Annotated in this window: 24 protein-coding genes; 22 read left to right on the top strand and 2 right to left on the bottom strand. The window is 27.2% G+C overall.

What is annotated here, in order from left to right; genetic code table 4:
* Window positions 1–13: 13 nt before the first annotated feature.
* Together ACNQ2T_RS00980 and ACNQ2T_RS00975 are read right to left on the bottom strand one after the other, a co-directional pair.
* Window positions 14–2650, bottom strand: coding sequence for a type I restriction-modification system subunit M (locus tag ACNQ2T_RS00980; RefSeq protein WP_418035770.1), 2637 nt, complete (start codon window positions 2648–2650; stop codon window positions 14–16).
* A 161-nt stretch (window positions 2651–2811) separates the two neighbouring features.
* Entirely contained in the window at window positions 2812–3501 is a 690-nt protein-coding gene (locus ACNQ2T_RS00975) for a restriction endonuclease subunit S domain-containing protein (protein WP_418035769.1), read from the bottom strand.
* A gap of 557 nt (window positions 3502–4058) precedes the next feature.
* Here ACNQ2T_RS00975 and ACNQ2T_RS00970 point away from each other — a divergent pair.
* From ACNQ2T_RS00970 to ACNQ2T_RS00865, 22 genes are all read left to right on the top strand, one after another.
* Window positions 4059–4973: an MAGa4850 family ICE element protein gene (locus ACNQ2T_RS00970; RefSeq protein ID WP_416755241.1), complete on the top strand. Its 915-nt coding sequence runs from the start codon at window positions 4059–4061 to the stop codon at window positions 4971–4973.
* Window positions 4974–5075: 102 nt separating this feature from the next.
* The gene (locus ACNQ2T_RS00965) at window positions 5076–5435 is read left to right on the top strand and encodes a hypothetical protein (protein ID WP_416755240.1); all 360 of its coding nucleotides are present in this window, start codon (window positions 5076–5078) and stop codon (window positions 5433–5435) included.
* Window positions 5428–6663, top strand: coding sequence for a relaxase MobL (gene mobL / locus ACNQ2T_RS00960; protein WP_418035768.1), 1236 nt, complete (start codon window positions 5428–5430; stop codon window positions 6661–6663). Before ACNQ2T_RS00965 ends, mobL begins: the two co-directional genes overlap by 8 nt.
* On the top strand, window positions 6663–8588 hold the full coding sequence (locus ACNQ2T_RS00955; protein WP_418035767.1) for a type IV secretory system conjugative DNA transfer family protein: 1926 nt from the start codon (window positions 6663–6665) through the stop codon (window positions 8586–8588). The genes mobL and ACNQ2T_RS00955 overlap by 1 nt, the downstream gene beginning before the upstream one ends.
* Window positions 8589–8691: 103 nt before the next feature.
* Window positions 8692–9453, top strand: a complete 762-nt coding sequence (locus tag ACNQ2T_RS00950; protein ID WP_418035766.1) for a hypothetical protein — start codon at window positions 8692–8694, stop codon at window positions 9451–9453.
* Window positions 9428–9727, top strand: a complete 300-nt coding sequence (locus ACNQ2T_RS00945; protein WP_416755235.1) for a hypothetical protein — start codon at window positions 9428–9430, stop codon at window positions 9725–9727. The genes ACNQ2T_RS00950 and ACNQ2T_RS00945 overlap by 26 nt, the downstream gene beginning before the upstream one ends.
* A gap of 1 nt (window position 9728) precedes the next feature.
* On the top strand, window positions 9729–10094 hold the full coding sequence (locus tag ACNQ2T_RS00940) for a hypothetical protein (protein WP_418035765.1): 366 nt from the start codon (window positions 9729–9731) through the stop codon (window positions 10092–10094).
* A complete protein-coding gene (locus ACNQ2T_RS00935; RefSeq protein WP_416755233.1) occupies window positions 10095–10460 on the top strand; it encodes a hypothetical protein in 366 nt (121 codons plus the stop codon).
* Window positions 10453–11070 (top strand): hypothetical protein, encoded by a 618-nt coding sequence (locus ACNQ2T_RS00930; RefSeq protein ID WP_418035764.1) that lies wholly within the window; start codon window positions 10453–10455, stop codon window positions 11068–11070. Before ACNQ2T_RS00935 ends, ACNQ2T_RS00930 begins: the two co-directional genes overlap by 8 nt.
* A gap of 31 nt (window positions 11071–11101) precedes the next feature.
* A complete protein-coding gene (locus ACNQ2T_RS00925; RefSeq protein WP_418035763.1) occupies window positions 11102–11668 on the top strand; it encodes a hypothetical protein in 567 nt (188 codons plus the stop codon).
* 1 nt (window position 11669) lies between these two features.
* Window positions 11670–12149: a hypothetical protein gene (locus ACNQ2T_RS00920; RefSeq protein ID WP_418035762.1), complete on the top strand. Its 480-nt coding sequence runs from the start codon at window positions 11670–11672 to the stop codon at window positions 12147–12149.
* 12 nt (window positions 12150–12161) lie between these two features.
* Window positions 12162–12833, top strand: coding sequence for a hypothetical protein (locus ACNQ2T_RS00915; protein WP_418035761.1), 672 nt, complete (start codon window positions 12162–12164; stop codon window positions 12831–12833).
* A gap of 14 nt (window positions 12834–12847) precedes the next feature.
* Window positions 12848–13375, top strand: coding sequence for a single-stranded DNA-binding protein (locus ACNQ2T_RS00910; protein ID WP_418035760.1), 528 nt, complete (start codon window positions 12848–12850; stop codon window positions 13373–13375).
* A gap of 11 nt (window positions 13376–13386) precedes the next feature.
* Window positions 13387–13593, top strand: a complete 207-nt coding sequence (locus ACNQ2T_RS00905) for a hypothetical protein (RefSeq protein ID WP_416755227.1) — start codon at window positions 13387–13389, stop codon at window positions 13591–13593.
* 64 nt (window positions 13594–13657) lie between these two features.
* Entirely contained in the window at window positions 13658–15217 is a 1560-nt protein-coding gene (locus ACNQ2T_RS00900; protein WP_418035759.1) for an MAG3960 family lipoprotein, read from the top strand.
* Window positions 15218–15431: 214 nt separating this feature from the next.
* Window positions 15432–15893, top strand: a complete 462-nt coding sequence (locus ACNQ2T_RS00895; protein ID WP_418035758.1) for a single-stranded DNA-binding protein — start codon at window positions 15432–15434, stop codon at window positions 15891–15893.
* Window positions 15894–15899: 6 nt separating this feature from the next.
* Entirely contained in the window at window positions 15900–16457 is a 558-nt protein-coding gene (locus ACNQ2T_RS00890; protein ID WP_418035757.1) for a hypothetical protein, read from the top strand.
* A 12-nt stretch (window positions 16458–16469) separates the two neighbouring features.
* Window positions 16470–16832, top strand: a complete 363-nt coding sequence (locus tag ACNQ2T_RS00885; protein WP_418018240.1) for an Mbov_0395 family pilin-like conjugal transfer protein — start codon at window positions 16470–16472, stop codon at window positions 16830–16832.
* Between the two features lie 12 nt (window positions 16833–16844).
* Entirely contained in the window at window positions 16845–18386 is a 1542-nt protein-coding gene (locus ACNQ2T_RS00880; RefSeq protein WP_418035756.1) for an Mbov_0396 family ICE element transmembrane protein, read from the top strand.
* Between the two features lie 3 nt (window positions 18387–18389).
* Entirely contained in the window at window positions 18390–21092 is a 2703-nt protein-coding gene (locus tag ACNQ2T_RS00875) for an Mbov_0397 family ICE element conjugal transfer ATPase (protein ID WP_418035755.1), read from the top strand.
* A gap of 22 nt (window positions 21093–21114) precedes the next feature.
* A complete protein-coding gene (locus ACNQ2T_RS00870) occupies window positions 21115–21789 on the top strand; it encodes an Mbov_0398 family ICE element protein (RefSeq protein ID WP_418035754.1) in 675 nt (224 codons plus the stop codon).
* Window positions 21770–26320 (top strand): Mbov_0399 family ICE element protein, encoded by a 4551-nt coding sequence (locus ACNQ2T_RS00865; RefSeq protein ID WP_418035753.1) that lies wholly within the window; start codon window positions 21770–21772, stop codon window positions 26318–26320. Before ACNQ2T_RS00870 ends, ACNQ2T_RS00865 begins: the two co-directional genes overlap by 20 nt.
* Window positions 26321–26424: the final 104 nt, after the last annotated feature.

The raw sequence follows: 26424 nt of genomic DNA, 5'->3' as shown, positions 1-26424 counted from the left end.
TAAATGCTTATTATTAATTCATTGATAATAATTTTTTGAATTCTTCTAAACCTTTTTTGTCTTCTTCATTAGCATCAAGTTCATCAATTAATGAAATTAATGTATTTGAAACTTCTCTAATATCGTTTTCAATATCCATTAAGGTGTTTTGGTATTTTTCACCAAGTTTCTTAAGATTATCAGCATAAGTTTCAAGAATAGTTGTAGGTAAGCTTTCTAGTGATTTAATTACTGGAGTTACTCATTTAATAGTAATTAATTCTCTAGCATCAGCATCGCTTAAAGTATCATAAATAGCAATAGTTTGTTTTACAAGTTCCTCAGCTAGTGCCTTGCTTTGTTTTGCTACTTCTTTTTTCTCTACACCTAGAGTTGAAATTTCAACAATTTTAGCCTCAAATCCTTCAGGATCATTGCTTGCTACTTTGCTAAATTCTTTAAGTACTGATTTAACCTCTTTATCAATTAATTTACCTGTATCTTCAGCAAATAAGTTGCTGTAAGTTTCTTTATCTTCTTCAGTGATTTCACCAGTTAATTCTTCAATTCTAGCATCAATGTCTTGTACTTTTTGTTCAAGAGCTACTTGTTGTTGTTTTAAGTCTTGAAGTTTAACTTCTTGAATTAATTCAAAAGGTAAAATGTATCCCATGTAACCATCTTGTACTTCGATTGGATTATTGTTTTTATCTTTCTTAGAAACCATTTTAGGTTTAATAGCTTTGATTACATCAAAACCTTCAGCTTGAATGACTTCTAAATCATTAGAAACAACTTTTCATTCATCATCCATTAATTGGTAAGCTTGATAGAAGTCTACTAATTTTTTATTTTGTAAGCTAGCTGCTAGATGATTACTAATAATGTCTTCTTCTTGGTGGATGTTTACTTGCATCATTCCATCAATTAGTTCTTTCTTTAAGAAGGCTTCAAATGAACTTAAAGAATCTTTAAAGTCTTGTTCATAAGCCTTAACTTCTCTATTAGCAAAAATATCTTGATAAATGTCTTTGTTTTTAAGTTCTGAATATTTATCATTAATTGGTGCAAATAGTTCTTCCTTAAGAGTTGGGAAAGCACTTCATAGATCATTGAATGCTTCTAATTCACTGTTTGGAACTCCGCCAAACATTGAAGCATAAATATCTCATGATTCTGCTTTAGCATTAGAGTCTACATAACGTGGAATGTTAAGATTGAAATCATTTTGTCTAATTTCTTCTCTTGTAACTTTACGAGAGAATTTATCTACATTAGCTCTTGCTACATAAGTGTCAACAATCTTTTTGATATCAGATGATTGCAATCTATTGTTTTTACCATCTTTAATAAAGTTTTTAGATGCATCAATAAAGAGCACATCATCATTAACTCTATCTTTTCTAAGCACCATAACAATTGTAGGAATACCTGTTCCAAAGAAGATATTAGCTGGTAGCCCAATAATGGCATCAATATTGTTTTTTTCAATTAAATTACGTCTAATTCTTTCTTCTTCTCCACCTCTAAATAATACTCCGTGAGGTAAAACAATTGTAAGTACCCCATCACTCTTTAAGTGGTATAAATCGTGTAATAAGAAAGCATAGTCAGCTTTAGATTTAGGAGCAATACCATATTCAGCAAATCTTGGATCATTTTCCATCATTTCTGGATCTCATGGTTGAGAATATGGAGGGTTAGAAACAACTGCATCTAAATATAAACGTTCATAAACTTTGTTTTCATCGAAGTATGGTCAATCTTCTTTTAAAGTATCACCATTTCTTGTTTCAATGTTGTTAGGTAAAATACCTCTCATGATAAGGTTCATACGAGTTAAGTTATAGGTACTATCTTTTAACTCTTGAGCATAGTATTTAATGTTTGACTTATCAATGTATTTAGACATACTTTTACCAATGTTGATTAGTAAAGAACCTGAACCTGAAGTAGGGTCATAAATACTAATAGTTTCTTTGTTTCTAAGCACGTGAGAAACAATTTCAGCCATTAATACTGAAACTTCATGTGGTGTATAGAATTCACCAGCCTTTTTACCAGCATTAGCAGCAAACATTGAAATTAGGTATTCATAAATAAATCCAAGTACATCATAGTCTTGTTTATCATCCATTGGGATATCTTTAATTATGTTAATAATTGAGGCAATTTCCTTAGTTTGTGCTCCAGTACTATCTCCTAGTTTAGAAAGTCCTGTTTCAAGTGTATTAAAGATTTTATTAAATACTTTCTTGTGTTTTGGACCTATGTTGCTGTTAAAACGTGCTAGTCCTCTATGTACTGTATCAATTCCAAAGTCTTTACCCATTTTTAATCAAGTTGAGAATAAATCATCATATTGAATGTAGTATCCAAGTGTTGATTGAATATCAACAATAGTTTCAATCATAGCTTGATCATCTTCTGATAATGTTTCAAGTTCTTCCTTGTTATTAATCAAAGATAAGTCATATTTATTTTCACCTAAGTATTTAAGGTCTTCTTTGCTTCAGTTATATTTAGAAATTAAGTATTTTTCTTCTTGTTCAGATAAGAATTTGTAGAAGATAAATCCAAGGATGTAATCCTTGTATTCATTAGCTTCAATTTTTGAACGCATATTGTTAGCTGATGCTCAAATTCTATTTGCTAATTCTTGCTTATTCATATAGTGCTCCTTTTAAATTAATTTATTAATAAATTAATTTTATCATATCGCCAGCTTTTAGCATGCAAAAAGGACAAATGGATCATGAATTTATTACTTCGATGTGTAATAGCAATTTTCTTGCTTCAAAATTAAAAAATGCAGCCATAAGACTACATATTTTAACAAAACATTTTTTCTAATAAAGCTTGCTTGATGTTGTTTAGCTTTTCGAGTTTTTGTTCTTGATAATGGATAATAGAGTCTAGACTTGAGAAGAATTGACCTATTTTTTGTTGTTCAGATACACTAGTTGGAAATGTTGCATATGAGGATAGCATTTTTTGCAAGCTAAAACAAGTTCTTACTCCTCCCTCTTGATTAGAAAGCACTATAGAATTAAAAATTTCTGTTTTAAATCATTTCACTAAAAAAGTATCATTTACAAAATTTTTGTTTGTTTTGAAAACTTCATACATTGGACTTATCAAGATTTTTTCATCTTTATCTCAATAGCCAATTGATCCAACATCTATTCTAGCTGGATTATATGCGAATGTATTACAATCAACTATTGTTGAACGGGATTTATCTGCAGCTAAAGCTATTCCACCATATTTAAACTGTTCTTCCTGATTAATGAATCCATATTTATTAGATACTGAATAGCTTTTTAAAATTAAATTATTAATATTTTTTTCACCACTAGGGTAAATGATTTCACTAAAGTAATACGTTTTCCATTTCTCATTGAACCCTTTAAACCTTATTTCTGGCACTTTTTGGTCATATAAAGCAAACATTTTGTCTAATAATGATTGTTTAATAGTTTGCAGTTTTTCCAGTTTTAGTTCTTGAGAATGAATAAGCAAAGCAAGATTATCTAATAAATCTGAGATTTCTTGCTGTTCATCAAAAGAAGGAAAAACAACACGCCCGCCTAAAGCTGTTTCATCACTTATTAGTAGTGTATTTTTTGCGCCTTTATTAACTAATGGGTAAAGATAATTATTTAATCTATCATATTTAGAGAAATAATGTTCTACAAAGCTTGAATGACAAGCACTACTTGGCTCATAAGTTGCATATAAGGTAGAAACTATTCCTTGCTCATAGTTGTTAGTTTTTATTATTCCAAAAGGAGTTTCGTTTAATGGTGATTTTGTATATACAATATGGCTTAATTCTAAGATTTTATAATTTCTTAAATCGCTGCCAGCATAAGACCTACCAAGGTATTTTATTTGGTTTATTACACCAGAGTCTTTAGAAACTGATAAAACCTCATTTTGTGAATATCTTAGTTGTTCATTTCTTTTAACTACAACATTTAAATAGGGACCGTGAAAAATGAGTGTGTAGCTCTACTTCGAAAAAGAAGTAGGGCTTTTTAATTAAGCCTTGCGTAAATGAAAAAGTGAGGTGAATTATGGAAAACACAAAATTTGATGCAAAAGATTACGTTAATATGAATGATAAAGCTATTAATACACTTAAAGGAATGAAAGTTTGTGTTAACAGAGAGTTCAGTTTGCTTTTTCACAAAAAGATGTACTTTTTTGTTTTAATGCTAATGAAACACAAAGAAGAAAACAATGAATGTATTTCACTTAAAGAAATGAGTGAAGAATACGGAATTAGTTTGAATACACTTTGAGGTGCTACAAAATATTTAGTTGCAAATAATTTAATCATCAAGAAAGCTAAAAAAGAATTTAAAGTTAATGACGATATTCAATATGCAAAATATGGTGAAAAATATATTTCAATTGATAATGATGTTAAATGAAATTTATTATTTGCTGGGAATTTTATTACATTATGAATTTTCCAAAAAATGTTAGTTAAAGTACGTAGTAAAAAAGATTTAGAAAACGTTGACTTACCTAACAAAGCATTTAGATTTCTTGGAATTAGTAGAGTAACAATATATAAACAACTTAAATTGATTTCTGAAGTTTTATTGAATTGTGATTTCAATGATGTTTTTTGCACTGAAAAAAATTCATACAAATTAGATAAACCTGTTTTCGAAACATATACAAAAGAAGAACTTGAAGAAAAAATGTTAAATGATGAAGAATTTAATATTGATAAACAACTGTGTAAACACTGTTGTGATTTAGAATATTCCTTACATAAGACTGATGGATATAACTGAACTCGGTTTCGAAAGAACGGGTGATGTTACTTTTATAAAAAATCACAACACAAAAATAAAATTCACTGAAAAAGTCACAAAAACCAAATAGTTAAATTTATCAAGTCCGGATTACAGTATTTTACAAGAAGAACAGCGAACAGTCAGCTGTTCATAAATATATTAGCTTTAAAAAGTTTCTAACAGTACGAAAATTATCCTTAAGTATTAAATAAATTTAATACTATTTTAGCTCAAGCCCTGAAGCTTGTTTAGTTGTAATTTGATAGTTATAGAAGGTGGTTTATGAAAGTTATATCTAAAAAAGAAGAAAACTTTGTCTGAATAAATTTTCAAAATTTTAATGTTTCTAACTTTTACAATAACTCAATTAATATTGAAGGCAAAAATATTGATGAAAAATCAAGACATTTTGAAATAGTTAAGTTTTTTAAAAAAATTGCATCAAAACTTAATATTAATATTAAAAATATTAATTACTCCTTTGAAAATAATTTTATTAATTTTGAATTAGACAACAATTCAGATATCACTAAATTTATAAGTGTACTTATTAAAAAAGATAATAACTTTGCATTTAGTAACATAACAGTGAATATTGGTAAAGTTGTTTCTAGAGAAATAGGCTTTGATATAAATGGATAATTATTACACATCTTTTGAATTCACTAAATGAGGATTATCTAAAAGTTTGCTTAAAGGGCAAAATGAAGTACACGATTATGATTTTTATGCAAGTGGTACTTTTATAGATTATGTAACTAGAAGTGATGCTGTGTATATACAAGATAACAATAGTCAAATTGAACTATTAGATATGTATAAATCATCTAATTTATCATTTAAAGACTGATATAACACACGTAATAAGCAAAATCTAAAAAGCAATAAGAGTGGCGCATATAAATTATTTGAGCAGCCTAATGATGTTCCTATAACAGATATAAAAGATAATTACAAAAGCATTTCAAAAGACCAACATATATGAGAGATGATTATTAATTTAGGTAGTGATGGCGAAAAATACTTCTTCATTAATAAAGAAAGTTGAAATGATGCTTTAAATAAAACATTACCTACGCTATTAAGAAAAAATAATTTATCTTCTAATAATATTGATGGTTACTGAGCTATACATTGCAATACCGGTAATCCGCATATACATTTAAGTTTTTGAGAAAAAGTGCCTAGTATTGAACAAGGCGGGAAATTTATTTATAGACCTAAGGGTGCATTTAATAAATATTCATTAACTATGTTTGAAAAAATGTTTAAAGCTGAAGTTCAAGCAATTGCAACAATGAATTCAAATCAAATTTCAATTAATGAAATAAGAAAAAGCAAAAAGGAAATTTGAGATAAAAGAAAAGAAATCAAGAATGAATTAAAGAATTCACTCAAAATGTTAAATGATGAATTGCTTTGTTTAAATAAGGTTAAAGAGATTAAGGCTGAATTAAATAATAAGGATAATAAAACATTCGCTAATTTAAGTGAAGCTAATAAGCAAAATGTATTCGAAATATTTAATTACTTAATCAGCAATAATGAAGAGTTTAAACATTATGTTGATAGTTATAAGAATACGCTTAATCAAATCGAGGATAAAGAGTATCCATCTGAATTTTTAGACAATTATGTTAATTCTTTTATTGAAAAAGAAAATAATGAGTTTATGTCGCAAGTAGGCAATATTATTTGTAAAACAATTGATGCTTTAGAAACTAAAAATTACATTGATTATTATGTACCTCAAAAAAGAAAAAGTGAAATTGATTGAATTATAAAGAGGTGAGAATGAGAAGCTAATCGTGCTTTATGAATTAAAAAGCAACAAGCAATAAAAAACTTTAAAAAGGAAGTACTTAACTAATGCTAGCTAAGAATGATAAATTTTGATTAACAATAAAATTGTTTTTAAGTTTTGTTCTTACTCCATTTTTGCTAACTTTTGCTATGTTTGTGATTTTACAAGTTATAGTTGTTGGAAGCAATGTGGTTAAGGAATGAGTATTAAAGGAAACTAACTTTTGAAATGGCGTAAAAATCATTTGGACAGTTGATAAGTGGTATATATATCGGGTTTGAAATGTATTAATTCCACTGATTGGTTCACTTGCTTGCTTTATTTATCTTGTTTTATTTCCACAATTTAAAAACAGAACAAGGGATAATAAGGAAGTTGAGGGCTGATTATATAACGAAGAAAATAAAACTGGAAATTGAAATAAATTTAGAAAAACTTTTAAAGGTGGCGTAAATGGTTTTGCTTTAGGAAAAATTAAAGGAAGCTTTTATGCTAATGATAACGATACTCACGCAATTGTAATAGGAACAGCTGGTAGTGGTAAAACTCAAAAAATATTATTACCTAATATTGAGTACCTTGCAAGTGTAAAGTCTAAAAGTAATTTAGTTATCACAGACCCTAAAGGTGAAATATTAGCAAGTAGTGGAAATATACTTAAAAATAATGGATATAAAATTGTGGTATTTGATTTAGTTGATACTAGAAAATCTATTAAATGAAATCCGCTTAAACTTGCTTGAGAACAAGTTCATAATAAGCCAAAAGATGAAATCACACAGTATGAAATATCACGTGCATATGAAAGTATAAGCGATGTTATGAATGCTGTTTCTAAGTCTATATCTGAAAACAAAAATGAAAATGATATTTGAGAAAGAAAAGGTGTTGATATCGTTGAATTGGTCCTTAAATTTATGCTATTGTACTCTCTTGAAGATGATAATTTTAAATTAAATGACTTTTCAATTGCAAATGTAATGCAATTTATTAGCGAAAATAATTTTAAAAAAGGAAAATGAGTTGAAAAACTTAAAAAATATAGATACAAAAACGATGAATGAAAGAAGCTTTATGCTAGCTGGGAAATTTATTTTAATACTAATAAAGATACATTAACATCAGCTTTATTTAATGCTTCGGATTTATGCGCACCTTTTGCTGCATCTCCGGAAATTTCAAGTTTAACAAGTAATGATACGTTTGATGTAAAGGAATTATTAAGAGGTGAACAACCATTTGCTATTTACATTAAATACAATGATGCTAAAACAAAAATGAGATTTCTTATTTCATTGTTCGTTACTCAGCTATATCAAAATGCAATTGATATAACACAAGAAACATCAAATGGGAAATTAAAAACTCCACTTAGATTTATGCTGGAAGAATTCAATTCACTTCCTAATGTTGATATTGCTAATTGAATGGCTATATCACGTTCTAGAAAAATATTTTTCTGTATCGTACTTCAAGATTTTGAACAGCTTGCTAAATATGGTGGTAGAGATAAAACAGATGAATTGATTAAAAATCAGGCTAGACTACTTTACTATTTAGAAACTAATTCGATTAATACACTTGAAACAATTTCTAAACTGCTCGGTAAAAAGATTATTAAAAGGAAATCGATTACAACAAATTCTAATGGAAAAAGTGAAAATGTATCTGAGCAAGAAAAGGATTTAATGAGTGTTGATGAATTAAAAAATAAGAAAACAAAAAATGTAATTATCTTTACTGCGGGTAATAAACCAGTAATGGTGGCTCCTAAAATGTTTTATGAATATCATAAGGACTTAATTCCATATGAGAATGATTATGTAAAAGATGAATTAATTACAAAAGCATTTGATTTTGAAACCTTTAGTTTACATAATGTAGCAGATGAAATCGAACAAGAAAACATTGATGAACTATTGAATAAATACAAACACAGTGCTTGAAGTTTTCTACTAGAAGGAGCAAGAAGAAATGTTGAATTTAAGTAGATACGATGATTTGGAAATTGAACAAAAAAGAGAACACACAAAAGAATATATCGACACCGTAAAGCAATATGCGGAAAAGATATTTTCAAATCGAAGAGAATTGATGTCCTTTTTGACTTTTATCTCATATCAATTCAACGTCTTTAATATTTGAACATTGATTTATCTGTATTCAAAAAGCAAAATGGATTTATCACTAAAACAGGGCTATATATTCTTTAAAGCCCAAATTGAAGAAAATAATTGAGCAAGTTATATAAATTCCATTTCTGATAAAAATATATATCAAGCGCTTGGAACTTATACATTAGAAGATGAGGGGAAAAATAAAATATTTTTCTATGAACTCATTAATTTAAAGGATGTTATTAACATTACACAAGACCTTGCGGGCAAGAAACTTAGATATATCGATAGAGATATTAAGGTTGATGCTTTAGTGGGGTTTAAAAGAGAATTAGAAGCTAAAGGATACGATATTAAAATTAACGAAGATATTAAAAACTATGGCGGAATAATTGATTTGGAAAATAAAAAAATTTATGTATCTAGAAATTTTGAAGATGATGTAAATGGTCTAGATAATAAATGAAGTTACTATGCATTGTGATATTTAATGGCTCGTAAATTGCAAAACAATATGCAACTAGAACTAGAAAAGAAAAAATCGGAAATTATTCTAATGCAAAAAATGTTAAAGATTTATTGCAAAGTTAATGATGTACTATATGGAGCATTTATTGATGACTTGGAATTTCTAGGTTTAGATATCTGAGATAAAGTAATAAATTTTGAAACATTGTATTTAGAGGTACTTGATGTTTTGAAGGAAATACTAAATGATAGTCAGCCTAAAACAGCTTAATGAATTTAATAATGGAATACTAAAAGCTGATTTTAAAAATTTTTGTGAAATCAGTAGTTTGTATTTATATGTAGATTTTGAAGCTCTTGTAGATGATGACTTAAGACAAAATGGGCTATGTTCAGCATATTTGTTTTATTTTGACTATGTAGACCTATATAAGAAGCTTAAGATTAGTGATTTCTTATATGTCGAAGCATTCTTAGAGAAATTAAGTGTTATTGATGAATATCAAGTTATACGAATGTTTGTAAATATGATAAAGGAGGATTAATATGGGGTATATACAACATAAGGGATTAAAGCTAAAGTGTACTATTAAAGACTTTAATGAATTATTTGACCAAGAAGTAGTTAAAGAAGTCAAAAGTTATATAGATTGATATGATGTGCTTGATGCTTTAGAAATTACAACTAATAGCATAAGCTTTGCATCATTAATTAATAAAAAGACTGTTTATGAAATTAAAGATATTACAAAAAAAGATATTGCAAGATTTAGAAATTCTATCTTTAGTTCTATTGATTTAATGAGCAATAAAAAGCTAAATAAAGAATTAAAGGATATAGCTACACTGAAATTTGATTTCTTTAAATATACACGTCAATACTGAATAGATATTGATAATGAAAGAGTGTAAATGAAAATGCAAGAAACTAGCTATAAACTAAATTTACTTGATAATGGAAGATTAATAAATGAATTTAAAGCTTGACTGTTAGAAAATAATATTTTTGAAATTCAAGATTTGAAAGAAAAGCTAGATATAGGATTACGCGAAAAAGGGATAAATGCTACATTTAATTCATTGATTAATTCTGAACTAAGAAAAACATTACTCGAACATAATAAAGGGTTTATTTTCTTAAGTAAGGTTGAAAAAGAAATTGATGGATATGTATTAAAGTGAGAAACATTTTTAACAGATGATGAAGTAGTAGATATGTTTTTTAAGGACACAAATACAAAAAGAATACAAAAATCAATAAAGGAGAGTGATGAATAATATTGAAGAAAAAGTTTTAAAAAGAAGAGATGAATTCATAAAAGGTCTTGAAAATCAAATTGAATGGATTAAACAAGATGAATACTTTGATATGGATGTTATTTATCTTAGATTAAATAGTTTTATTCAAAATAACATTAGAAAAGAAAATAGATTACTAAATTATGGGATTGCAGAACTTAATAATTCTATTATTTTAATTGAAAGAGGAATATTAGACGAAACTATAACCTCAGTAGAAGAAATAGCTTTTGTTTCGTTTTCTCGGCCAATGGAAGATGGTAGTTTAACTTTTTCAGACAAGCTTGCAAAATTAGAATTAGATGCTGAGTTCGATAATTTTCAAGAGATAAATGAAGTATTGCATAAATCTCATTTAAATATTGATAAATTTGATAATGAACTAATTCATATTGCTGCTGTTGAGCAAAAATTAGCTAATGCATTAAAAGAGAAGTTTTGTTCGTTGTATGCTGGAAAGTTTGCTGATAATTCAAGCATAGATAATAAATTGTTTTTATTATTATGTGCATATGAATTAATGCAAGATAATGGTTACGATTACAAAGAAAAAGTTAGCCAAATCAGAAAAATATTGAAAATTTATTAAGCATACCAAAGAAGAAGTAAATAGGAGAAATATGAGATTTAAGACAGAAGAATTAGATTACATAAAAAACAAAATAGATGCATATAGCAACACTTTTGATAACGAAGAAAAAGAGGAATTTGCAGATATATTAGAAAATATGGATAATGTATTTTCGAAAATTGCATTTACTAATGGGATGAAATTAGAGATGTTACAAAAAATTTACCTTGTAGATGATTTTGATGAAATATTTGAAAAGCATTCACTTGGTGAGCTAAAACAAATAGACGAAATAATTACTGACGAAGATGATTTCGAAAATTATGTAGCTAGATATCAATATGATAACAAGGTATATACAGATATGGAACATTTCGAAAAGATATTAGATGAAAATTGAGACGTAGTAGGCTGAGAAGATATTGCATTTCAATATCAAGGTTTATGTGCTGGAGTAAATAAACCACAAGTGGTAGAACTTGATGTTTATGAAACAAGAATAAATAATAATTGAGCAAGCTATGATGAATTTAAAGATTATCTTAGATATGACTATTTAGTTGATGATGCATCACAAAAAATTCGTAGCGAACTAGGGCAAAGCCAAAAAAGATAATATGAAAACTAATTTTAATAGTGAAATATTTAACAAATATATTGATGCATTAGAAAATAGAAATGATACTGATGCTGATGTATTTAAAGTGCTAGATGAATATTTTTATGCCTATGAATATTGTGCAAAAGATACTAGCGAATACTTAAGATATGTCCCTAGTGAAAAAGAAATGCTATGTAAAATTATAGGTCTTCCACCAATAATTGCTACAGAAGAAAACATAAATGAATTTATTAATCAAGTTGATTTAACAAAATTACAGGCTGCTAATGAGACGATTAATTTTATCGCAAAAAAATTCGAACCTTATTATTGTGGACAGATTTCAAGATATTTTGAAAAATACTCAAAATCTGAAAGATGTAATCAATTTAATAAAGCAAGAAAGCTAATTAGCGGAACAATGCATAAGGATTTTGAAAAAATTATGCAAGAAAGATGTATTGAACTAAAAGAAGGAAAAACTCAAAAAAGATAAAGGACAAAATGTATGCAAAAAAGAGAAGATTTAGCAAAATTGCAATATGAAGCTTTTTTGAATAATATGAGCTGTAATGCAAAAATATTACACAATGAATATTGAAATGATATCGATAAAAAAACGAACTTTGAGTATTATATTGAAGCAGCAAATAAATTTAGGGATGAAAATGAATTTCTAAGCCTTTGCAATTATCAAGAAGCTTATCGGTTAGGATATGTTGACGATAAATTTGAATTTAAAATTTCCTATGAAAATACGCAAAATGATAATGATATCGTTACATTAGTATTTAATAAAGATACTATAAATAATTTTGAATTTTATGCTGATTTAGATATACCTGTAGAACTGCACAAAAAAGGGTACGTACAAAGTGAATATATTAGTTTGGAGGAGCCTAATATTATCAATGCAAATGGTTTTTTTGGACTAATAGATAAAAATTTTGAGTTAATTGTTAAATCAAAATATGGTTCAGATTATAAAGATAACTATAGTGCATTTTATGATGAGAATAGCATAGAAACCATAAAAGATTTCATAAATACTACTGTTGAAAATACCTATATAGTTGTAAATACAAGTCAATTTAAAAAAGAAGATTTCGAAATTAAACATTTATCTGATATTGAAAAAATAATAGCTAAAAGTGAAGAAAAGCATTCAGCTTCACTATAAATTACGGAGATTATATGAACAAATTATTTTTAAGTGGGTCAATTGCAAAAAATTCAGTTAAAAAAATTACTAGTGATAAAGTGATGGTTTATACATTTCAAATCAGATGTAAAAAAGAATATGGGCAAGGATATGACTTTATAACTGTAACTGCATTTGGTAAAACTGCTGAACATTTTGAAAAGTTCTATAAAGAAAATAAATTTATCGAACTTATTGGACACATAAATCAAACAATTTTTACTGATAAGAATGAAAAGAAGCAATACAAGGAACAAGTAATTGCTGATGAAATTCATATTATCGAAACAAAAACATTAACAGAAGCAATTGAAAATGTTGCTAATGAAAATGATGAAAATAAAGTGCAAGTTAAATTTGTTGAAACGGAAATGGAAACTTTAAATGATGTTACAAATGTAGAAAATGAAGAAAGCAACTTGGAAGATGAAGTATATGAAACTGAAATCTTGATTGAAGACAAAGAAGAAAATACTACATCTACAAGTGATAAAAACACACAATATGATGAATTTTACTAATGGAGGTAAAAATGGAAGAAAAGAAAAATGAAGTAACAGAAAATGTTACTGAAAACAAGATTATTAAAAATCAAAATAGAGAAAAAAATCAAAAGGGATTAAGTAATTTCTTTAATCCTAAAAATAAAAAGGCACAAATTATTTTGTTTAGTGCCTTAGGAATTTTCTTAGTATTCTTAATTGCAATAATAACAATTTCTATACTAGGAATTATATAAGCACACAATTATGTTATAAGGCTTTAATTTAAAATGATATAAAATTTAGTTATAAAGGAAGTTTATGAAAAGAAAATGATTATTAGCTTTTAGCTTATGTGGTGCACTTATAGCACCACTAAGTGCTGTGTCTTGTGATAAAGAATTTGTTTGAAAAATAGGTTTTGATACTTATAAGCCTAAAGGTGATGGAAAAAAAGATAAAAATAAAGAAAATCCACCTTTAGAAAAAGGTGGGGACAAAATTGAAGCGCCAGTATTAAGTGATATATTTGCATATAAAGATAAAACTTATTATCTAAATAATTCTGATACTTGAAAGACTTATCAAGATAGAGAAAAATGAAGATATGACTATGAAGCTGTGGCTGAAGAAAATAGCTGAATGGAACAAAAGATAAAGCAAGATTTAAATCTTGGAACATATATTGCTGAAGTAAATACTGCTGGTGATGGAGTGATTTCTCAAAACATTCCATCCATTGCATTCATTTCTAAATATGTTAGAAATCTTGATTTTACTAAAAATGGAAAATTAGTAAAAAAACAAGATGGAAGCTATGCTACTAGTGAACAATATAAAATGTTACTAGGAAAATTAAAAGAAATTTTAAATCCTAGTACAAAAACAGATTTTGATAGTAGAAAATATGGTGCTAGATATGCGGTAGAAATAGTTAAGCCAACTGAACAATATCTAGTTGAAAGTTGAAATATTCTAGTAAATAGTATAAAGGACTTAGATATATTTTCTTATTATTCAACCACAAATCAATATGCAAATAAAATATTAATAGCATCTGTTGAACTAGCACAAAATTGATGAAATGAAAATGGATATACTTCACCTTATGGTGGATGATACAATTATCCTAGCAAAAATAAATCATCAACCACTTTAGAGGTATTAATAAATGGATATCCACTATTAACAAATAGTACAAATATTTTTGATGATGTGTCGGTAGCATTTACATCCTTAAATATGGGTGTAAATGAGGCAAACCATCCTAATTATACTTACGGCAATGATATGAACCTTTATCTTAACCTAATATCTTCAAGTTATATTAAAATGCAAATGCTTCAATATCAATTGCTAAATGATTATTTAGACTTCTTAATTATGATGAGTAATAAGCAAGAAGATGAAACTATTAAACAACATTTAGCAAAAGAAGAAAACAAAAAAATTCTAAATAAATATCACAACAGATTAATTGAGTATCTACAAGCGAAAATGATAGTAGGAACTACTATTCCACGTGAAGATGGTACTTTTAAGAATTATGATTTAACATTATTTGCTGGTGGGCAATATGCACGAGCAAGTGATTATCAAGACACCTACTTATGAGCTAAAGAACAATTTGAAAACGTTACACTTCCTTTAATGTATGATGAAAAAGATGAAACAAAAAGCTCACTAGCTTTTAAGATTTCATTCAACGAACAATTCAAAAATAGTAATAAAGAAGATAAATATCAACTTATTTGAACAGCACTAGAAAAAAGTACTGGGGCAAGCAAGCCTAGCGTGCCTAATGATACAGCATTAGCAAGCAAGCAAAAAGATATTTATCAATATGCAACTGAATTATTTGGTTATGAAACAAAACAATAAATATAAATCACCATACATTAAAACTAAAGAAAAAATCATTTTAGAAGATAGAGATATTAGAAATAAGTTCTTAACTGAGCTTATGAAGAAAAATATTTAATAAGCCTTATAACATACAAAAAATTGTGTGTTGTAGGGCTTTTATTTATATAAAAGCAAAAATACTAATAAATAAAAATGTAAAAGTTATTATTACATATAAATGGAGGAAATTATGATTAACGAAATTAAACTAATGGGAAGAATTTCAAATGAGCCCAAATTACAAGAAACTGCAAAAGGAAATCAATATCTAAAAATTGATATTGCTGTGGATACAAAAGGAAACACTAACTTTATACCGGTTACATTATGAAACAAAAGCGCTGAGTATGTGGTAAATAATTTAGAAAAAGGCGCATTAATTATGTTACAAGGTAAGATTAAATGCAATGTTTTTACTAATGCAAGTGGTTATAACCAAAAACAATTAGAGGTTGTTGCTGATACTATTACTTGTTTAGAAACTAAAGCTGTACGTGAAGCAAGAAAACAAGATGTTGTAGAAAGCGAAGAAAATAATGAAGAAGAAAATACACGTAAATATGTAAGAAACGAAAACATAGATTATGAAGCTATAGAAAATATTAAACCTCAAGAAGAAGATGAAGAAGAAACATCATCAATGAAAATGTAGGTAATTATGGAAAATTATCAAGATATCGAAGCACTTAAATCTTATTTAGATGATATTTTAAATGAACGTAAAAACCTAATTCAAAATGCTTTAAATGATTTAGAAAATGATTATAAAGATAGCTTAAATTCTGAAGAATTAAGTAATGCTAAAGAATGAATTAAAAATTTAAAGGATTTTAATAACTTTGATATTGAAATACTAAAAGATGCATTACAAGATGCTGAGAATGCGAAATTCCATCATTATTCCATAGAAGATATTAAGGATAATTATGGTGACTTTATGGATAACTATGATGCTTATAATAGTATCTTGTATGAAAAATATATAGAAAATAGTCAAGATGATGCCGAGACTTTTGAATACTCAAATATAAGGGATGATTTAAATTTTCTTTATATTAATGATATTCAATGCCTTTATATACTAAATCTTATTAAAGATGTTTCTAATGATGAATATTATGAAACATTAAGAGATTTAAATATCACAACAGATATTTTAAAAGAAAACGAAAACTTAAATTTAGATGAAGAATATACTTCATCACTAAAAAAATAAACGGAGGTTCTTATGAACGATAATTTAATTAAATTTTTTGAAGGTGGAAACAGTGAGACTATTACAACTGGAATTTCACAAATCGCACAACAAGTGCAAACATATGCAAATATTATACTTGGAGCTTTAGCTGGTTTATTTGTACTTGCAATGGCTATTATATGTGCTATTGCATTCTATAAAGGTGCTAAAAGTGAAGATGAAAATGAAAGAAAAAAACAACTTGATAAAGTTAAATGAGTATTTATTGGATTTATTGCAATTTTAATCATTTGAGCATTAACTGGTGCAATTACTGGTATTATGCAAAATGCATTTATGAATGGAACTGGGTCAAAAGCTGAACTAGTAACAAGCGCTTTAATTAATTTCTAGGAGGTAATAAAAATGTTTGGTGGACTATACTATTCAGTTTTTAGTACTTCATCAACCATTTTTGTTGCATTACCTTTAAAGCTGATTTCAGTAATAGTACAAGCTTATCAATTAATCGCGATTGATTTACCACAATATATCCTTTTTGGAGTAAGAATACAAGATGGTATAAATGGTGCTGAAGTTCCATTTATGTTTGTTCGATTTATTGTAGTCTCATTGATATTATGAGTATTTATGGTTATGTTTAGTGTTGTACGGATGCACTATGCAAAAATGGATGATAGTGATAATTATGTAAAAATAGCAATAAAAAGAAGTGCTGTTGGTACATTATATCTAATAGGTATACCGATTATAATTTTTGTTGCTAATATGATTATTTCATTAATTGTTGGAGTAATTTTAGGAGAAGGTGGTTCTACTACATTGTCCGATACAATTTGAAGTTCTTTATATGATAAAAAAGCATTAGCTAATAGAATTTCATTTGAAGAATGAAATAAATGAGGTTCTAATTTTAGCGAAGGGGAATATGTAATACCGAGAACATACTATGATAAGTTAAATTGAGGTGAAGGTGCAATGGTTATTGTTACTGGTGCAATGATTTCACTTGGAACAATTTATTGCCTTATTATGGGGATAATGCTAGTGGTTGGTAAAGTACTACAAATGTTTTGATTATTTATGATATCACCTTTTGTTATATCTGCCGCAATTTGCGATGATGGTAAGCGCTTAAAGATATGACGTACGCAATATATTGGAAAGCAACTTGCAATTTTAGCATTCTTTATTGGAATACAGATTTATGTGCAATTCGTTTCACGCGCTGGTAGTTACATTAATGCTATAGATAATATTAACTTTTTATTAAGAATACTTTTATCTGTTGCGCTTTATGTTGGTGGTGCTTTAGCAATGCAAAACTTTGGTTCTGAAGTAGCTAACTTTATTGGCGAAAGTGCAAGTGTTAAAGAAGGAATGCAAGATATGAAATCTATTGTGACTGGTGGTAGAGCGCTTGGTATGATGACTAAGGCTGGTATTGCTGGCGCAGCTGGTGCAGCCGTAATGGCTAAAGCTGCAACACACGGTTCAAATGGATTATCTGTATATCGTCAACGTAAGAATATTAAAGGACTTCAAAGAGCTGGAAAAATATCTGGTAGTGAAGCTAGAGAACGTATTCGCAAATTGCACGAAGGTGCGAAACAAGAGCGTGCGGATGCAAAAGCTAATAAGCAAGTATTTAGCGAAAGAAGAAATAGCTTAAGACAAGAATTAAAAGCTAATAAGCTTGAAAGCAAAATGTATAAGAAAACCGGAGATTTGGATGGATATGCTGATGCACAAAACAATTTAGATGATACAAGTAGAAACTTAAATAATTTTGATACAAAACATAGCCACGGAATTAAAGGTAAATTAAACCACTGAAAACAAGCAAGAGAAGCAAGAACGAAACAAGGGCTAAAAACTGCTAGTGATTACTATGATGGAAAAAGTAATAGCAAATGAACAAAAAATAGAAATGAAATCGAGGAATAAAAAATGCTACAACCAAAAGGTAATAATAAAAATAAACTTTTAATTTGAAGAGATTTTAATCTTGGGGATTTTGCTGTTGCTATGGCGCTAGCTGTTCTTTCGTTTGTTCTAGGATTTACTATTTTACCATCAAGTGTAAATGAAATATTTAAATTAATATTAACAATATTTTTTATGATTTCATTTAGCTTTTTGCTTATTAAGAATAGAAAATATAACTGTAGAACATACGTGCTAGGTTTTAGAGCCTTAATGTACTTATTTTCAAGTAAAAAATATACAAAAAATAGCACGAAAGGTAATACAACTTTTAATCTATTTCCGTACGAAGATATTGAAGATGAAATGTATATTAAAACTAAAAACATCAAGGGTGGAAAAAGATATTTGGGTGTAATTGCATTTAGCGGTAATAATCCGTGAAGTGAAGATGAAAATGATGCTGAAATGTTTATTAAACAATTTACAGATATTTTAGATGCAAGTGAAACTCAAATAAGCATTGTAAGATTACGTGATTTAGAAGATTATTCTAATAATGTTAATTGCCTTAAAAAGAATAGAAAAGAAAAAGAAATTTCTTTAGCTAAGGCAAGCGAAGAAGTCAAAGAAAACTTTAAAAAATATTATGATGCTAGAATGCAAGATTTTGAAATACTTGATACAAATTATGAAGTAGATAAATACTATTTGGTTCTATATTCTAAAAATAAAAATAACGTTTTTAAAAGTTTAAATAACGTTTCAGATGCTTTAGATAAAATGGGGCTATTAAATGAAATACTAAAAAAGGAAAAACTGTTTAAATTTTTAGCTAATAAAGAAGATATTGATATTGATAACGAAACAATTGAGAAATATTTCTCATCTGAAAATTGAGAAGGCGATGAACATATTTATTTAGATGAGTTGCTTACTGTAGATGAAATGATTTTTAAAAAGAATTATTTTAAGAAAAATGAGTTATTTTACAGCATACAAGTAATGAGTGATTTACCATTAAAACTGCCTAACAATTGAATGTTACCACTATTAAGCAATAACTCTCAAGTTGTTGTGCAATGTGTACCATTTAATGAAGATATGCAAGCAATAATGCTAGATAAAGGTACAAAGCGTACTGAAGATAATATTAATGGGATTAAATCTAAATATGCTAAAAAGACAAATGAATTACAGCTTGAAGCAATTGAATATTTACAAAATCAATTGATTACTAATCAAAATAAACTTTATGATGTTCAATTTCTAGTTATTAATAAAGCTAATTCATTAGAAGAATTAAAGGAAATTGAAAATAGTAACTTTAGAGAAGCACGCAAAAGCAAAATAAACTTAAATCCTTTACCTTTTAAACAATTTGAAGCATATTCACAAGCTTGTTTAATTACTACTAATAATCTTAAAGAACAAATGGAAATGAGTTCTTACAATTTAAGTCACGGTTGAGCGTTCGAAAACGCAATGGTAAATGATGGAAATATTAATATTGCATCATTGACTTATGATACTGCCGAACCACTAATTATTAATAGATTTTATAAAAATAGTAGTAAAAGAAGCAATTACAACGCTTTTGTGCTTGGAAGTTCTGGAAAAGGTAAATCTACTTTTCTTGGAAAAGAAGTTCTTTCATTACTGGCTGAAAACAATAGAGTATATATTTTAGATATTCAAGGCGAATATGTTAAATTATGTGAAAAGTTTGGTGGTGAAGTTATTGACCTTGGAAGTGGTAAAAATACTACGTTAAATCCACTTGAAATTAGATATCAACTTTATGATGAAGATGAGGTTGATGCTTTAGGGGTAAAACTAATAATTAATAAACATCTTGAATGACTAGAGGCTTACTTTAAACTAATTTGCGATGAGTGAAAGACTGCGCAAATTATGATGATATTAAAGCTAGTTAAAGGATTATATGAAGAAATGGGTGTTTATAAGATTAAAACGATTGAAGAAATTAGTAATTTTAAATATCCTATAATGAGTGATTTAATTCAATATGGGAAAAGATATAAACTACCTAAGGGCGAAAACATTACAAGCAAGCAAATATTGCTAGCTGATATTGTTGAAACACTAGAATACTTGTTTGAAAATAATGGTAAGTATGAATTTATTTATAATGGCCAAACAAATATGAATTTAGATAGTGACTTTATAGTCTTTAATATTTCTAAATTAGATATTGCTGATGATGAAATATCAGCTGTTGCTGTGTTTGTGCTTATCTCTTATTTACAAACTAAGATATTTAATAACTTTATCTTAGATAAAAAAGTAAATACAACAATTCTTGTTGATGAGTTCCATCGATTTAAAGATAATAAACATACAATGGATGCATTATTCTTTATGACTAAAACTGTTAGAAAATATAATGCTGGAATGCTAATTGCATCCCAAAATCCATCAGATTTCTTATCAAGTGCGGACGCAAGCAAGAAAGCAGAAGCTATTATGATGAACTCTCAATATTCTTACTTTTTTGGATTAAGACAAAATGATTTAGAGGCTGTTAAAAAACTGTATGAAAATAGTGGCGGATTAAATAATTCGATTACTACTTTCTTAGCTAAAGCTGATATTGGAACTAATTTAACATCACTGCACGAGTATTCAAAAATAAAAGCTGAAGTATTTTACAACGACTTTGAAAAGAGCATTTTATTTAAACAAGGTAATTTTGGTAAAAACTAATTAATTAGTTGAAAGGGGAAATATGATAAATGAAGATGAATTAATGAGTAAACTTGCGCAAAAGGAACAAGAAGCTCAGAATGAAAAAGAAAGTAAAATTGAACAATTAATCAAAAGGGATTTAGCTAAAGTAAAACAAGCTGAAAAGCGAGCAAAAGAAAAGAAACAAAAAGAAACTGGAATTGCGACCACAATACGTTTTTATAATGGTGATGATGTTGCACGGCTAAATAAGCTTAAAAAGCAACTAGCTGGTCAAAAAGTTTCTTTAAGTGCATATTTAAGTGATATGGTAGCTATGCAGCTTGCTAATGATGAAAAAGAAATTGTTCTTAAGGATATTAAATCTGACTTATTTTATTCATTTAGAAAAAGTTTTTATGCATCATTAAGCCCTTTTCAACACAATATTATTGCTGAAATAGAAAATGTTGAAGATGAAGTAAAAATTCTAAACGAAAAAGTGGATTTAATATTAGAAGCTTTATGCGGATACAATATCTCTAAAGCTGATATAGAAAAAATTAATGCACATAAAAAAGCAATGTTACAAGAAAGGGAAAAAGAATGAACAAAACGCAAAAAATTAGATGAAACAAGAGAAGAAACACTCAATACATTTCAAAATTATGATATTGAACAAAAATTTGATAGCGAAATTTTAAAGGATGAAATTGATGATGAAATATTTGAATAAAAAAGTTAAAAATCTAATTTTATTAGGCGCAAGTACAATTGGTACTGTACCTTGTTTTGTATCTGCCTTTAGTAACTATGATATACCTACTGGAGAATATGATGTTTCACGAGCATTGTCTGAAATGCAAAAGAAACTATTAAATCGACCAATTGGTAGTTGCGAGTGAAGTTGGTCAACTAATAGTGAAATTAAGTCAATTGGTGATACTGTTTATTTAAAATTTGGCGAAAATAATATTTATCAAGGAATGCAATTACGTGATGATAACGAATTTATAGTAAACACCGAAAGTTTGGGTTCTTGAAGTACGAAAACAAACTATAAACGTAAATTAAGTATTCATCCAGATTTTATGGAACAGTTAATTCAAGGTAGGGATGTGACTGTTTTATATCCAAATGGGAAGAAAATTTTTTCTGGGTCTACAACTGCACTTATTAATAGTGATAAATGAAAATTATGAAAATTATCAAATACTGATACTAAGCTTGATACTAATTGAGAAATACAGTATGCTAAAGTAAATAGTAGAAAGACTTATACATCTACCGAAACTAAGTGATATATCACAGGGTTATCATTTACTTTTAAATACGAAGAACCTAATTTAGAAATTGATAAGTATAATGCTGATAAAATAGCTCAACAATATAACAATTTTGTTAGTGAATTAAAAAGTGAGTGAAGAAAAGGTGTAAATGTAACAACAGATACTGGGGGTGATATTTACACAGAATTGCCTAATGAACACGAAAAATCAACAAAAGCTAATAGTGAATATTTAAATGAAGAAATTAAAAAAGTAAATCTTGCAATACGTAATAAGTTATCTGCCGAAATGAATTTAAGTTTAGACAAAATTATTTCTTTAAAAACAAGTATTGCCGATAATACTCACATAAATTTATATTTAACATCACCTTGAGGAGATTATTTAATATATAAAAATTTAAAAGTTGATTTTATCCCATCAGAATACTTTAAGTCAAAAAATGTTGATAATAGATTAACAATTGATTTAGGTAAATGGGTTGATTTTGAAACCGGAACAACTGCATTAGTTAATGATAAACTAGTAAGAGTTGCTGGTGATAAAGAAATTAAGTGCAATGGTAAGAAATGTTATCTTGGTAAATATGAAGTACATACACCACTCAAAATTTCATTTACAACAGTTAATGAAAATGAAGTATTAAAAATCAATGGTAAAAGAATTGATGTTTTAAACAAATACTTTGAAGAAGAATTAAAGGATAATAGAAATAATGCTAACGATAATGAACGGGTATTTGATAGCGGTGTGCAAACTGTAAATGCTAATGGAGAAGAAGTAGCAAAAACAGAAGAAAATTCACATAAGAAAAATGAATATAGAATTGAAATTTATTCATATGATGGACAAGGTAACTTGGATAAAAATTTAGTTAAGCAATATGAAAAGATACTTGTAATTAATTCCAAAAGTATTCAAGAAGATTTTAAGTGATATGCTTGAAATCCAGATGAAAATTATCATCAAAAAGTTTTGATTTCACCATACAAAATCGATGAAAATGGAAATGAAATTAAGGATGAAAAAGGTCACAAAATACCTAATGAACTTTATGATGCAAGTATTGATGTTAAAACTGGTACTAAAAAACAAATAATTTGAGTACCATCTAAGGGATTTAATCAAAATGATGATTATGAAGAATATACTGATGAGGAATATTACTCCTCTTGAGAGCATATGTACAGTGTAGGAAGTAATGATTATAATTATTACAAGCAAACTTTTTTACCTTATGGGGCAAAAACATTATTTAAGCCGGAATTAAAAGATGCGGGATTTATTGCCGAAGCTGTTGTTCTAGGCAAAGGTGGATTAAAGTCGTATATTGGAGACACAAAAGATGTACATATCTTTAAAATATTTAGTGATAGCAATGTTTTAGGATATGGTACTGAATTTGAAACAGATATAAATCAAAGTTCAGAAAATAATTATTTTAGTGAAAGTGGTTTATACCTAATTGTTCAAGACGGAAAAAATGCAATTTCGAACTTTAAATTTGTACTCATAGATGAAAAAACAAATCCACAAAGTTTATTTACAGATAATGTGCAAAATTGATATTTAATTCCCTTTTGAAATTCAAAAGTTGGTGCTGAGATGTATAACTTTATCTCAGATAAATATAAATTAAAAGATGATGTTATATTTTCTTTAAAATATGAAGATGTTATGGAATATTATAAATTGTTTATGAATGCTATTTATAATAATGAAAAATTTAATGCTTATATTGCAATTACACCATTGCTAAAGAAATATAACGTCCTTACTAAAGAAGAATTTAATGAAAAGTTTAAAACAAATGATACGTGAAAATTCAATGATATTAAAGACTACTTTTTTGATAATTTTAAAGGTAGTCAATATGTAGAAATTGATAATGTAACATTTGATGATAAGAATAATGCTATTTTGCATTTAAAACTAAATTCATTTAATATTAATCACAAGCTCAGTAGCGAAACAATATCAATACCATTAAAAACTAATGGGGCGAATAAAACTGTTATCACTTTAAATTGAAATGCTAATTATTTCCAAAATGAATTAAGTAATAGTATGAACGCTGATGAATATAGCAATAAAATATTAAGTAATAAAGAAAAATGATTTATTAACTTTAATGATTGAGACAAGCTGATTGCTACAGAAGAAAAAAACAATTCTTTCATTAAACTAGGCGTTGTTTTAAAGCCGGAATTTCAAGATAAATACTTACTAGCTGGTAGTCCAACTTTTATGGTTGATATTACTGGTAAATTTGGAAAAGATAAGAAACAAAATATTAAGAATATTTTTGGAAATTTTGGTGAATTAACAATAAATTTAAATGGTGAAACTGATGTTGAAAAGATTAAGAAGTTAATAAAAGAAAAAATTGTAACCTATTACAATTCTCTAATTCTTGATGTAGATTATGAAATTAAAAATTTAGATACTGTAGCTAATGAAAGAAAATTTGTCGAATTACTTTTAAATAAGGACAGTATCGGAAGTAAATATTCTACTTTAGAATTAACTGCTAAAGAAGGCAAAAATGGGCGTGTATTAGTAAAAGTATATAACACTGCACATAGTATTTATGATAAAGAAATTGATTTAAGTAAAATTGCATTAAATGAAGTCACAATAAAGAATGCAAGCAATGCTGAAATGTTAACTGAACTATATACAAAAATCAATAATCAATTAAAAGCACATAATATCAGCGTGCCTAATGATATTGACTTTACTATAAATAGTGATTTAATGTTAAGTATTTTGAAAAGAAAAGGTTCTTTTAAAGCAACATTAATTGGTAAAAATGCAATGTTGAAAAATACTACAGCAATAAATATATTAACTAATATTGATGCTAATGCAAAAGAATTAATTAACTTAAATCAATTAACTGGTTTAGATAACTTAAAATTCAATGAGAATAAGCTTTCAGTGCTTAAAAATAAATTAATAAACACAATTAGTAATTACTTATTTGAAAAGTACTATTTAATTCAAAATAAGGATTATAAGTTTAATTTAAATGAAATTAATAAAACGTTAAGAGAAGTTGTTAAAAGCGATAATGTTGAACATAGTGGATACATTAATATTTATGGAATAGATAATGTATCTACTGGAACTAAAGCATTTGAATTTAGTAATACAACTGATAAAGAAATTGAAGATGATTTAGTAGATATTATTGACTTAGATAATATACCTAATTGAGACGAACACTCTTATAGCTTTAATAGTATGAATTTACTAAGAAATACGCTTATTAATGATGTGATTGCATATTTAGCTAAACAAAAGCTAACAATTTATAAAGATTACACATTTGATATTGACGAAATTAATAAAACTATTAGAGATGTTGTAGTTGGTGATGGAAAAATACATAAAGGCGTAATTAGCATTTATGGTGTTAACAATAGGAGTCAAGGTACTAAAGCATTTGAATTTAGTAACACAACTGATAAAAAACCTATTAATGATTTAGATAAAAAAATAGAAATAAATAACATTTCTAAAATAAAGGATTTAAGTGTTATTAAAGGTGCAAGCTTTGCATATAGCGAAAATGACCTAGAAACATTAAAATCAAAATTTATTAGTGATTTAAGTAAATATGTTGAAGCAATATATGGTATTAAATACAATATTGATTACAATTTAGATGTTAATGAGCTTAATGAAGCTATTAGAAATGTTTCAAAATCTGATGGTATCATACGAAGCGCATTTGTTAAACTTCATCCTTTAGGTGATGTTAAAAATGATGGTTATGTAACATTAATGAACCGTACAACACAAGGGATTAATGATAATTTAACAAATAATATCAATGATAAGCAAAATGAAAAGAATATAGCTAAACGCGTCGTGTGATTTATTGGTATTCCACTTGCATTATTAGCGGTGGGTGCTAGTTCAGTATTGGGATGATTTATTTATGTGCGTAAATATCGAAATAAAGTTAAATAGAAATAGCAAGGGTTTCCTTGCTATTTTTGTATAATTTTAATAATAAAAGAAAGGACACTCAACATAATACCAATCCCTGCTGAATGTCCATATTATAATTATAT

Origin of the sequence: Mycoplasma haliaeeti (genome assembly GCF_048284645.1) — a bacterium.
Lineage (GTDB): Bacteria > Bacillota_I > Bacilli_A > Mycoplasmatales > Metamycoplasmataceae > Mycoplasmopsis.
Note: the sequence above shows the minus strand (reverse complement) of the source record. Positions and strands in the feature narration are given on the sequence as shown.